Annotated in this window: 10 protein-coding genes; 4 read left to right on the top strand and 6 right to left on the bottom strand. The window is 59.6% G+C overall.

Annotated elements, in window-relative coordinates; all coding sequences use genetic code 11:
• The first annotated feature begins 292 nt into the window (after window positions 1–292).
• Complete coding sequence (locus AWB64_RS25515; RefSeq protein WP_060858201.1) at window positions 293–2,710, top strand: penicillin-binding protein 1A; 2,418 nt, start codon at window positions 293–295, stop codon at window positions 2,708–2,710.
• A 71-nt stretch (window positions 2,711–2,781) separates the two neighbouring features.
• Here AWB64_RS25515 and cyaY read toward each other — a convergent pair whose 3' ends face one another.
• A complete protein-coding gene (cyaY, locus tag AWB64_RS25510) occupies window positions 2,782–3,099 on the bottom strand; it encodes an iron donor protein CyaY (RefSeq protein ID WP_060858200.1) in 318 nt (105 codons plus the stop codon).
• 35 nt (window positions 3,100–3,134) lie between these two features.
• Here cyaY and lptM point away from each other — a divergent pair, with 35 nt between their 5' ends.
• On the top strand, window positions 3,135–3,449 hold the full coding sequence (lptM, locus tag AWB64_RS25505) for an LPS translocon maturation chaperone LptM (RefSeq protein WP_060858199.1): 315 nt from the start codon (window positions 3,135–3,137) through the stop codon (window positions 3,447–3,449).
• 63 nt (window positions 3,450–3,512) lie between these two features.
• On the top strand, window positions 3,513–4,775 hold the full coding sequence (lysA, locus tag AWB64_RS25500; RefSeq protein ID WP_060858198.1) for a diaminopimelate decarboxylase: 1,263 nt from the start codon (window positions 3,513–3,515) through the stop codon (window positions 4,773–4,775).
• Window positions 4,776–4,870: 95 nt separating this feature from the next.
• Here lysA and msrQ read toward each other — a convergent pair whose 3' ends face one another.
• The 5 genes from msrQ to AWB64_RS25475 all read right to left on the bottom strand — a co-directional run bounded on the left by msrQ (window position 4,871) and on the right by AWB64_RS25475 (window position 11,053).
• Window positions 4,871–5,542, bottom strand: coding sequence for a protein-methionine-sulfoxide reductase heme-binding subunit MsrQ (gene msrQ / locus AWB64_RS25495; RefSeq protein ID WP_060858197.1), 672 nt, complete (start codon window positions 5,540–5,542; stop codon window positions 4,871–4,873).
• A 10-nt stretch (window positions 5,543–5,552) separates the two neighbouring features.
• Window positions 5,553–6,542, bottom strand: a complete 990-nt coding sequence (gene msrP / locus AWB64_RS25490) for a protein-methionine-sulfoxide reductase catalytic subunit MsrP (RefSeq protein WP_060858196.1) — start codon at window positions 6,540–6,542, stop codon at window positions 5,553–5,555.
• A 171-nt stretch (window positions 6,543–6,713) separates the two neighbouring features.
• The gene (gene ccsB / locus AWB64_RS25485; RefSeq protein WP_060858195.1) at window positions 6,714–7,916 is read right to left on the bottom strand and encodes a c-type cytochrome biogenesis protein CcsB; all 1,203 of its coding nucleotides are present in this window, start codon (window positions 7,914–7,916) and stop codon (window positions 6,714–6,716) included.
• A gap of 4 nt (window positions 7,917–7,920) precedes the next feature.
• Complete coding sequence (locus AWB64_RS25480; protein WP_060858194.1) at window positions 7,921–10,146, bottom strand: cytochrome c biogenesis protein ResB; 2,226 nt, start codon at window positions 10,144–10,146, stop codon at window positions 7,921–7,923.
• Between the two features lie 220 nt (window positions 10,147–10,366).
• A complete protein-coding gene (locus tag AWB64_RS25475) occupies window positions 10,367–11,053 on the bottom strand; it encodes a c-type cytochrome (protein ID WP_060858193.1) in 687 nt (228 codons plus the stop codon).
• 321 nt (window positions 11,054–11,374) lie between these two features.
• On the opposite strand from AWB64_RS25475, the gene yihA reads away from it, so the two are divergent.
• Complete coding sequence (gene yihA, locus AWB64_RS25470) at window positions 11,375–12,040, top strand: ribosome biogenesis GTP-binding protein YihA/YsxC (protein ID WP_060858192.1); 666 nt, start codon at window positions 11,375–11,377, stop codon at window positions 12,038–12,040.
• Window positions 12,041–12,311: the final 271 nt, after the last annotated feature.

The following is a 12,311-nucleotide window of genomic DNA, read 5'->3' as shown; positions in this document are numbered from 1 at the left end:
TCTTTCCTGACCGCGCGCCGAACCGTTCGGGCGCTGGCAATGGAAGAATTGTGAGCAGCGGCACGGGTTGTCACCACTCAGCCAAGTGGCTAACGTAAAGGTATCGGCGGGTTCGAAAACGGCATCAATCCAGCTCAACACACCTGCCGCAAACGTTAGACTGGGTCATTCAGTCAACGCTTATTCCAACAAAAATGACCGCTTACGAGACCTCCGCGCAACACCCGAGTAAGCCGTGCGAAAGCCGCAAAGTCGGGCGGCTATAATCGCGGGACCGTTTTTTGGTGGTGCCATGCAATCTCAGTCTCCGTCGTCCCCGCCGTCCCGTCAGTCCGAACCCGCCAAGCGCCGTCCGCTCTGGATCAGGTTCCTGCTCGGGCTGGTCATCTGCATTGTCGGATTGATCGCCAGCGCCATACTCGTGCTGGGCTATGCGCTGGTCGTCGCGCAGCCGAACCTGCCGTCGCTCGACGCGCTCACCGACTACCGCCCGAAAGTGCCGCTGCGGGTGTACACCGCAGATCACGTGCTGATCGGCGAATTTGGCGAAGAACGGCGCAGTGTCGTGCGCATCCAGGACGTACCGGACTATCTTAAAAAAGCGGTGCTCGCCATCGAGGACGCCCGGTTCTACGACCATGGCGGCGTCGACCTGACGGGCATCCTTCGCGCGGGCACGGTTGCGTTGACAAACGGCCACGCATCCCAGGGCGCCAGCACGATCACCATGCAAGTGGCGCGCAACTTCTTTCTGTCTAGCGAAAAGACCTACACCCGCAAGATTTATGAAATGCTGCTCGCATACAAGATCGAGCGCGCGCTGACCAAGGACCAGATTCTCGAGGTCTATATGAACCAGATTTACCTGGGACAACGCGCGTACGGTTTCGCAAGCGCCGCCCGGGTTTATTTCGGCAAGGACATCAAGGACATCACGCTGGCCGAAGCCGCCATGCTCGCCGGCCTGCCTAAAGCGCCGTCGGCGTACAACCCGGTCGTCAATCCCAAGCGCGCGAAGGTTCGCCAGCAATACATTCTCGAGCGCATGTACGAGTTGCACTACATCACGCGCGAGCAGTACGACGACGCAGCACGGCAACCGTTGGTCGTGAAGGGCGCGGGACGCGAGTTCAGCGTGCACGCCGAATACGTGGCTGAAATGGTTCGCCAGATGATGTACGCGCAGTATCGGGAAGAGGCTTATACGCTTGGCCTCAACGTGGTGACAACCATCGACTCAGCCGATCAGGACGCCGCCTATCGCGCCGTGCGAAAAGGCCTGATGGATTATGAACATCGGCATGGATATCGCGGGCCGGAAGGGTATATCGACTTGCCAAGCGATCCCGACGATCGCGAACAGGCCATTGACGACGCCCTTGTCGACCATCCGGACAACGGCGAGATTGTTGCTGCTGTCGTCACGTCGGCAAATGTGAAGCAGGTAAAGGCAAGTTTTATCGATGGCAATGTGGCGACGATTCAAGGCAATGACCTTCGGTTTGTCGCGAGCGCACTGAGCACGCGGGCGCAACCCAGCCAGCGCCTGCGCTCGGGCGCCATTGTGCGCCTGATGAAAAACGACGAAGACAATTGGGTCATCACGCAGTTGCCGCAGGTCGAAGGCGCGTTTGTTTCCATCGTGCCGCAGGACGGTGCGATCCGCGCGCTGGTCGGCGGCTTCGATTTCAACAAGAACAAGTTCAACCATGTCACGCAGGCGTGGCGCCAGCCGGGTTCGAGCTTCAAGCCGTTCATTTATTCGGCGTCGCTGGAAAAAGGTTTGTCGCCGGCGACCATCATCAACGACGCGCCGCTTTACTTCAGCGCCGGCGAAACCGGCGGCCAGGCGTGGGAACCGAAGAACTACGGCGGCGGTTTCGACGGCCCAATGCCCATGCGTACCGCGCTGATGAAGTCGAAAAACCTGGTGTCCATCCGCATCCTGAACAACATCGGCACAAAGTACGCGCAAGGCTATGTGACGAAGTTCGGATTCGACGCCGCGCGCCAGCCCGCCTATCTGCCGATGGCCCTCGGCGCCGGCCAGGTCACGCCGCTGCAAATGGCGACGGGTTATTCCGTGTTTGCGAATGGCGGGTATCGCGTGAATCCGTATTTGATCGCCGATATCACCGACCCGCGCGGCGCGGTCGTCTCGCACCCGCAACCGCTGGTCGCTGGCGAAAGCGCACCGCTCGCCATTACGCCGCGCAACGCGTACGTGATGAACAGCCTTCTGCAAAGTGTGGCGCAACGCGGCACGGGCGCGCGCACGAACCAGTTGAAGCGCACGGATCTGGCCGGAAAGACAGGGACGACCAACGACTCGCACGACGCATGGTTCGCCGGGTATCAGCATTCGCTGGTGGCGATTGCGTGGATTGGCTACGACTCGCCGCGCAGTCTCGGCGACAAGGAAACAGGCGGTGGTCTCGCGCTGCCCGTGTGGATGGACTACATGAGCCGGGCATTGCGCGACGTGCCGGAATACAAGTCGAGCATGCCGCCCGATGTGGTGTCGCTTGGCGGCGAACTGTACTTCGATGATCTCACGCCGGGACACGGGTTTGTCGCAACTATCGGCGTGAGCCAGGCTGCGCCGGAAAGCGCCAGCGGCACTTCACCCGGCGTGGCTGCCGCGCCCGCGCCTCAGGTCGGCGAGCAGGAAAAGCAGGACATCATGAATCTGTTCAAGGGCGGTAATTGAAAGCGCGAAGATGCGCCGGCCTGAGCTTCCGGTCGCGACCTGGCTCAGGCTCAAAATCGGACTGAAAAGCGTCAGGCTGAAAAGCGGATCGGCTCACCGGCCTGTTCGCTTGCGTACTGGCTGAGCGCCTCGAAGAACTCGCTGCCATCACGCGTGTTGCGCCACGCGCCATCCACATATTTGTAGTGAAAACCACCTGATTTCGCCGCGAGCCACAACTCTTGCATCGGCGGCTGCAAATTGACGATCAGCTTCGTGCGATTTTCGAATTCCAGTGTCAAAACATTGCCGCTGCGCTCGAATTCCACGTCGGCGTCGAGGCCGTCCACATCCCGCTCGATGGCCGCCAGCGCAGCCTCGGCGAGCGTCAGGTATTCGTTGTCGGTCATGCTAAACTCCGTCGATTAATTATTCAGGGACAGTGATGCAAGTCGTCTTCAGGATGAGCGCGATTGTAGCGGCTTTGGCCATTTCAGCCGGAACGCTGCTCGCCGCGTGCGGTCAGCGCGGACCGCTTTATTTGCCCGCCACTCCGCCCATTCCGCCACGTCCCGCCAGCATGCAACCGTTGCCCGCAAGCAGTGCCGTTGCACCGGCTGCTGCGTCGTCTGTCGACACCGGCGACGTCCCGGACACTTCCGGCCAGGCGCTTTCGCTTTCGCCTGACGAGAACCTGAAACCGTCCGCGCCAGTACCGGCGTCAGCCGCCGCGCCCAAGGCCGCGTCATCCGGCTACTGAATCTCGCCTCGCCGCGTTGGGCGGCATATACCAGTCAAGCACGCCAGCCGGACCAGAAAACTCATGACTCAATCCGTGTTCTCGCGCGCCGACGGCGTGCTCCAAGTCGAAGGCGTTTCGGCGGCATCGCTGGCCGAGCAGTTCGGCACACCCCTGTATGTTTATTCGCGCAGTGCGTTGACAGACGCGTATCAAGCTTACGCCAATGCCTGCAAAGGCCGGCGCGCGACCATTCACGTCGCGGTGAAAGCGAACAGCAATCTCGCCGTGTTGAACGTGTTTGCTCGATTGGGCGCGGGCTTCGACATCGTATCGTCGGGGGAACTGGCGCGCGTGCTGGCTGCAGGCGGCAAGGCGGAAAACACCGTGTTTTCAGGTGTAGGAAAGTCGGTGACGGAGATGCGCGAGGCGCTCGACGCCGGCGTGAAGTGCTTCAACGTCGAATCGATCCCCGAATTGCACGCGCTCAACGAAGTCGCGAAGGCAGCCGGCAAAAAAGCGCCGGTTTCGCTGCGAGTGAATCCCGACGTCGACGCCAAGACGCATCCGTACATTTCCACGGGCCTGAAGTCGAACAAGTTCGGTGTCGCATTCAGCGACGCCCGCGCGACCTACGCGCAGGCCGCCGCCATGTCGAATCTGCATGTGATCGGCATCGACTGCCATATCGGTTCGCAGATCACGGAAGTGAGCCCGTATCTCGATGCCGTAGACAAGTTGCTTGAGCTTGTCGAGCAAATCGAAGCCGATGGCGCCACGATTCATCATGTCGATGTCGGCGGTGGTCTCGGCATCACGTACGACGACGAAACGCCGCCGCCTATCGGCGAATTCGTGCGCGCGGTGCTCGGGCACATCGAGCAGCGCGGACATGGTCATCGCGAAGTGTATTTCGAGCCGGGCCGCTCGCTGGTCGGGAATGCGGGATTGTTGCTCACCCGCGTGGAGTATCTGAAGCCGGGCGCGGAGAAGAACTTCGCAATCGTCGATGCCGCCATGAACGACCTCGCCCGTCCCGCGATGTATCAGGCTTTTCATCGCATTGAAGCGGTGGCAAAAAGCGGGGCGAAAGCGGCAGTCTACGACGTGGTCGGTCCCGTTTGCGAAAGCGGCGACTGGTTAGGGAAAGATCGCTCGCTTGCAATCGAGCAAGGCGATCTGCTCGCGATTTTCTCGGCCGGCGCGTATGGTTTCACGATGAGTTCGAACTACAACACGCGCCCGCGAGCCGCCGAAGTCATGGTCGATCACGAGCGTGCGCGACTCGTGCGCGAACGGGAAGAAGTGAAGAACTTGTTTGCTGGCGAGTCGATCTTTCCGGATTGAATCGCCGGGGTCCAACCAGTCAAAAAACAAAGGGCGGTGCCATTCAAAGCGCCGCCCTTTTTGCTTCTCAAAGCATCGGCAGTGCATCTGCCATGTCAGGCAGCGCGGCCTTTCGCCATCATCGACCGCAGCCAGACAACCACGCGCCACGCCAGCAACACCACCACAATAGCGCCGTAGATCTTTGGCAAGATCAGGTCGTGCTTGCCCGCTTTCATCCACCAGAAATGCAGGATGGCGAGCGCGGCGATCGGATAAATCAGCTTATGCAGCGTCTGCCAGCGCCGGCCAAGTTTCCTGACCATGGCTTTCGGCGACGTGATCGCGAGCGGAATCAGCAGCACGAACGCCGCGAAGCCGACCATGATGAACGGCCGCTTGGCGATGTCCTTCAGGATTGCGAAGACATCGAACCATTTGTCGAACCAGATGTAGGTCGTGAAATGCAGCACGACGTAGAAGAACGCGAACAACCCGAGCATGCGCCGAAAGCGCAGCAGCGCGTTGAGTCCGGTCAACCGGCGAACCGGCGTCACGGCGAGCGTGATACACAGGAAAACGAGCGTCCAGAGACCTGTCGAGCGCGTGATGAACTCGATTGGATTCGCGCCCAGGCCGCCTGTGAATCCAAGCAGGACAATGCGCGCAAGCGGATATAAACCGCCCAGGAACACGGCTATCTTCACCGGCCCGATCCAGTTCGTTTTTGCGGCCGGCGCGGCCACGCGTGCGGCCGGCCGGCGCTTTACATCGGAAGCCGAAGCCATCCGTTGCTCCTTAAAAGTTCGCCTTCAGATTCATGCCCTGATAAAGCGATGCAACCTGGTCGCCGTAACCGTTGAACATCAACGTCTTGCGCTTCGGCGTGAAAAATCCGTCTTCGCCAATGCGCCGCTCGGTTGCCTGGCTCCATCGCGGGTGATCTACGTTCGGATTCACGTTCGAGTAAAAGCCGTACTCGGCAGGAGCGTATTCGTTCCAGCTCGTCTTCGGTTCCTTTTCGACAAAGCGGATTTTCACCAGCGACTTTGCGCTCTTGAAACCGTACTTCCATGGCACGACAACCCGCACCGGCGCGCCATTCTGATTTGGCAGGACTTCGCCATATAAACCGACCGTCAACAACGTCAGCGGATTCATGGCTTCGTCCATGCGCAACCCTTCCGAGTACGGCCAGTCGAGAATCGGCGTGGACAAGCCCGGCATTTGCGACGGATCGGCGAGCGAGATGAATTGCACGTACTTGGCGTTGCCCGTGGGCTGCGCGCGCCTGACGATCTCGGCAAGCGGAATGCCGATCCACGGGATCACCATTGACCAGCCTTCCACGCAGCGCAGCCTGTAGATACGCTCTTCGAGCGGCGCGAGCTTCAGGATTTCATCGATGTCATACACCTTCGCGTTCTTGACTTCGCCTTCCACCGAAATCTTCCACGGCCGCGGCCGCAGCGAATGCGCGTTCTGCGCTGGATCGCCCTTGTCCGTGCCGAATTCGTAGAAATTGTTGTAGCTTGTGATGTCCTTCAGCGGCGTGACCTTGTCCATGGGGACGAACTTCGTGTTCGTGGCTGCCGTGAGCTTCTGGCCCTTTGCATCGGGCGATGTCATTGTCGCGAACGCTTCGCCGCTGAGACCGGCTAATCCAGTGGCCGCGAGCGCACCTGCAGCTTTCAGCACGCGGCGACGATTCTCGAAAAACGCACGCGGCGTAATTTCGCTTCGGGGAATTTCGTCGCCGAAAAGCCGGCCTTTGTGTTTGATCAACATCTCGATGCTCCTAAACGCATGACGCCCAGCATGAGCGCGGCCGCCGTACTAGCTATATTCGTGACAAACACCAAAACGGTTTCACCTATTCCGCTCGATCAAAAAAAAAACCGCCAGCAAAGTATGCATGGCGGTTTTTAAACGGTGCTTAAGCGCAATTAAAGGCAAATGTTACAGCTTGCCGTAGCTATGAAGCCCTGAAAGGAACATATTCACGCCGAGAAAAGCGAAAGTGGTGACCAGCAGACCCGTGAGCGCCCACCAGGCGGCAACCGAGCCGCGCAAGCCCTTCATCAGCCGCATATGCAGCCACGCGGCGTAATTCAGCCAGACGATCAGCGCCCACGTTTCCTTCGGATCCCAGCTCCAGTAGCCGCCCCAGGCTTCAGCGGCCCACAATGCGCCCAGGATGGTCGCGATCGTAAAAAACGCGAAACCGACGGCAATCGACTTGTACATGACGTCGTCGAGCACTTCCAGCGACGGCAGGCGATCAGCCAGAATGCCACGTTCCTTGACCAGATACGCCACGCCAACCATTGCCGCGAGCGCAAAACTGCCATATCCGATGAAATTGGCCGGCACGTGGATCTTCATCCACCAGCTTTGCAGCGCGGGCACGAGCGGCTGGATTTGCTGCGCGTCGCGGGCAATCGAATACCACATCAGGAAACCAACGGCCGCGCTGATTACGAGCAGCACGAACGCGCCCATGGCGCGCGTGCTGTAGTGCTCTTCGTAATACAAATAGAACAGCGACGTAATCAGACAGAACAGCACGAACACTTCGTACAGGTTCGAAATGGGAATATGGCCCACGTCCGAGCCGATCAGATACGACTCGTACCAGCGCACCATCAGGCCGGTAAAGCCCATCAGCATCGCGACCCAGGTCATCTTCGAGCCGATCGCGCCGCCGGTCGCCGAGCGCGTGACCAGTCCGATCCAGTAGAACACGGTGGCAATGACGAGCAGCGCACTCATCCACAAGATGGCCGACTGGCTGGACAGGAAATACTTGAGGAAGAAATTGGTATCGGCGCGAGCGAGATCTGAGTGATAAAGCTGCAACGACGACAACGACAGCAACGCAATGCACGCAATCAGCAGCCGCACCGGTTTCCAGCGCCATCCGAGCACCACGAACGTGGGCACGGCGGCGCAGAGCACCAGCTTGTCGTAGTAATTCATGTACGGGTAGTACCGATACAGCGCGAAACCCGCGCCGGCGACCATCGCGAGCGCGAATAGCCAATCGGTCAGACCGAGACGCTTGAGAAACGGCCGTTCGTCGAACAGGTCGGAATCGACAGGCACCTTGCCCGCGCGCTGTTGCGCCTGTTTTGACTGCGAAGAGGCTTGTGTGAGGTCCATGTTCTTACCGGGTTGAATCGTGCGGGCCGCTGGACTTGACGTCCGTAGGCGTTTCCGGCGATGACAATACCGCCGCCGGCTGCGATTTGACGCCAAGCGCCGCGCCTATTGCGTCACGCGTTTGCGCGAATTCCTTCTCGAAATCGAGTGTCCGCCGCGCGGTGGACATTGCCATCAATACGCTGGTGCCGCCCGTTGTCGAGTCTTTGAGCCAGAACCAGAGACGGCGTTCCCGTACGTAAAACATCGAGAAAATGCCGAGTACGAGCAGGAGGCTGCCAAGATACACCACTTTTTTACCCGGTGCGCGCGTCAACTGGAACACGGACGCCTGGATCTGCTTGAAGGAATCCAGTTGCAGGAAAACAGGCGCGCCATACAGAAAGCTGTCGGAAAGCGCATTGATCGATGACTGCACGAACTGCGTGTTTTTCGCATCCGCGTGCGCTTCGGGCATGCCATTTTGCGCGCGCGAAATTTGCCACAAGTCCCATGTCGCGCCTTCCAGCATGCGCAACAATAAGCCCGCCGCCTTTTCCTGCTCGCCTTTGGGCACCGATTTATCGATGAAACCCGCGATCGCCTGGAATCCGCCGACCGTCGCGCCGGGCTGCGCCGCCGCGCCGCTTTCATCGGAGCCCGCGAACAGATTCAGCACGCGCAACGCGCTTTCTTCCAGATGCTTCTGCAAATCCGCGTTGGCTTCGGGCACGGAGCGCTGCGCGAAACGACGCGCGGCTTCCGCCCGCATGGCCGGCGTTTCCAGCGCGGCGCGCAGGTTCATCCATTGTTTGATCGAGCTTTGTTCGTCGGCGGGAATGCGCAGGTAGCGGAACGGATCGTTCGGGCTCAGGCGCATGCCGGCGAGGAACATCGGCTGGCCTTGAACGTCGACGGGCAGCATGTAGTTGTTGAACTCGCGCGCCTGGCCGTCCGTGCCGCGCACCTTGTATTGCACCGATGGTCCCACGTTGCGCAAATCCGTTGGCCGCGAGGTCTTCGCGCCGGAGCCGAGCCGTTCGTCGAATGCATCGCGCAGCGTTTGCGTCTTGCCTACGCCGCGTGCGTCGATGGTGCCGTTGCCATCAGTAATGTTTTCGACGTTGATCGCGCGAAAGTCGGTGAACTCGACGCTTTCGCCATTCCCGCCAATGATCTGCGGGCTCATTGGCGCCGTGCCGCCAATCGCGCCTTCGAACGGCACCGTTTTCGTGCTGGCGCCGGACATGGGCCAGGCGGTCATGGAGAGTTTCGAGCCGCCATCCTGAAAGCTCGATTGATAGATGGAAATGTTGTCGTAGGTGAACGGCTTGTTCACTTCGACGCGCGCCGGAATGCGCTTGCCGGTCGCATGATCGATCACCACGATATCGCTCGCGAACAGCTTCGGCATGCCCGTCGAGTAGTAGTCGACGATGAATTTATCGAGTTGGATCGAAAACGGCAGGTCTTGGATGAGCGAGCCGTCCTGCTGATTCAGGATCGCGGTCGCAACGTGCTGCCCTTCGGGCACCCAGGCGTAACCACGAAACGTAGGATTGGACGCCGACAACCGATGAGACACCGGAATGTCATTGATCACTTCGTTCGACGCAATCGGCGTCTTGTTGAAGAGCCACATCTGCAGCTTGATGGGCAGGTTGCTGTCGAGCAGACCACCAATACAGATCACCACGATCGCCAGATGCGCCGAGATATAACCGAGCTTGGTCAACGCGCCGCGCTTCGCCGCGATCAGCGTGGCGCCGCTTTCCGTCTCCAGCGTCCTGAACTTGTAGCCCATCTTGCCGGAAAGCCGTTGCAGCTTTGCGGCGGTCTCGGCGCGCGAATCCGGCACCGGCGGATACTCGCCCTTGTGATGGAACGCGCGCAGGCTTCCTTCGCGCACCCGATCCTTCCAGCTTTTCATGTCCGCGATCATCTTCGGGCCGTTGCGGATCACGCACAGCGACACCGATATCACCAGGAAGATCAGGATCAGCATGAACCACCACGCGCTGTACACGTTGTAGAGGCTCAGGCCGCGGAAAATATCGGCCCAGAACGGACCGAACTGATTGACGTAATTCGGGTAGGGATCTTCTTGCGTAAGCACGGTCCCGATAATGCTCGCTATCGCAAGAATCACGAGCAACGCGATGGCAAAGCGCATCGAACTGATCGTTTCGATGGCATGACGTACGCTGCTACGGCTCGACTTCGACTGCAATCCCGACGTGGTGACGCTCATTCAAACTCCGGCTGAACAGCAAAAAAGGGTGGAGACGCACCGGCGCACGACCGGCGTCCCACCCTTTTTCTTATTTGCACGCCGGTCTCGTCGGACCGGCATCGTGTTGCATGTTAATGCTGGGTTCGCACTATGCCAAACGGCTCGCCGATTGGCGGTGACGCGCGTACGACGCTGCGCGCATCTTAATGCAGACTCGTGCCCGCTGCAGACTGCTGCTTCAATGCAAACCTGCGATGTAATCCGCGACCGCCTTCACTTCCGCTTCATTCAGGCGCAGCGCGATGGTGTGCATGGGCTCGCTATTGTTGCGCGTGCCTTGCGCGAACGCGGTAAGCTGCGCCGCCGTGTAATCGGCCCACTGTCCCGACAACCGCGGATACTGCACGGGTACGCCCATACCCGTCGCACCATGACACGCGGCGCAAGCGGGAACGCCTCGATCCGTCACACCGCCACGATAAATCTTCATTCCAAGCGGGACCGTGTTCTTGTCCCGCGCGTAACCGGGCTTCGCCTTCTGTGTCTCAAAATACGCAGCCACGTTGACCACGTCCTCATCGTTCAATGCGCTTGCAATTCCGGCCATGATCGCATTCTTGCGCGCCGGCTCTTTCGCGCCCGGCTGCGTCTTGTAATCCTTCAACTGCTTGACGATGTACTCGGCGTGCTGGCCAGCGAGCTTTGGAAATGCGCCACCGGCGCTGTTGCCATCTGCTCCGTGACACGCCGCGCAGACCTGGGTGGCAATCGCCTGGCCCCGCGCGACATCAGGTTTGGCCGGCGCCGCGGCGGCTGCGGGTTCCGCTGCGTTTGCCGCCTGCGCCGTGAGTGTCCAGCCTACCAACCCCGCTCCGAATGCTGCTGCTAATTCCAAGGCCATCAGAGTCTTGTACAGTCGGTTCATTCGCGTACCCTGTTATTCGTCTTGTGAGAATTGTGAGGTTCTGCAAAACGACGGTTACCGATGCACTGCAAGACACCCGACAGAGGACGCGATACGAGTTCGGCATGGGCTAAAAATTCACCCGCCGCGCGCCCCGAAATCTGCCTTCAAACCTGTCTCACTCCTTATGCCGCTTGGGTCTTGCGTGCCCTGGCTGGTCTTCATACGACCGTCGTATTGTACAATAACTCCCTAAACGCAAAGACGCCAGTCGGGGCAAGCCCAGTATTCAGTGGCTCCTTACAGCTCGAGTTTCTACAGAATTTCACTTTCGGTCTTCCCATGTCGTCATTCCTGCTTCATCAGGCCCGTTTCTTTACGACGGTCAATCACTTACGCGATCTGCCTCCCACGCCGCAGCCGGAGATTGCGTTCGCGGGGCGCTCGAATGCCGGCAAGTCGACCGCCATCAACCTGCTGTGCAACCAGAAACGGCTCGCGTTCGCGAGCAAGACGCCGGGGCGCACCCAGCATATCAATTACTTCGCCATTGGCCCGGCAGACCAGCCGAAGGCCCACGTGGTGGACTTGCCGGGCTATGGGTACGCCGAAGTGTCGGGCAACGCCAAGCTCCATTGGCAGGCATTGTTGTCCACCTATTTGCAGAGCCGGGCCCAACTGGTCGGCATGATCCTGATGATGGATTCGCGCCGGCCGCTCACCGAGCTCGACAAGATCATGCTCGAGTGGTTTGCGCCTACCGGCAAGCCTATTCATGCATTGCTGACGAAATGCGACAAATTGACGCGCCAGGAGAGCATCAACACGCTGCGCGCGACCAAGAAAGCTTTCGATGAATACACGGCCGCGGGGTATCGCGGAGAACTGACAGTCCAGCTTTTTTCAGCCTTGAAGCGCGTTGGCCTCGATGAAGCACACGAGAAGATCGAAAGCTGGCTGATTCCCAAGGCGATTGAAGAAAGCGATCCGGCAGACGAGGCGCAGTGAGCCTCACAGTGAGCCTGGAACGGGTGCACATGTTCCCGGCATAAAAAAGCCCGCCGCGTGACGGCGGGCCAAACAGCCTGATCGAATCCTTTACGAATCGCCACAGGCGCCCGCTCAGGGAGGAGAAGCGGGGAGTTCGGCGCCAGGCGCCTTGCTCGACCGGTATGATATACCATTGTCTCGAAATGGTTCTGAAGCCGCCTGGCTTGGGGTCAGGCGCTTCGAGCCTATGCGCCGTATGATCTACCCGCCGCTTCCCGACAACTTCGCG

Origin of the sequence: Caballeronia sordidicola, from assembly GCF_001544455.2 — a bacterium.
Taxonomy (GTDB): domain Bacteria; phylum Pseudomonadota; class Gammaproteobacteria; order Burkholderiales; family Burkholderiaceae; genus Caballeronia; species Caballeronia sordidicola.
Note: the sequence above shows the minus strand (reverse complement) of the source record. Positions and strands in the feature narration are given on the sequence as shown.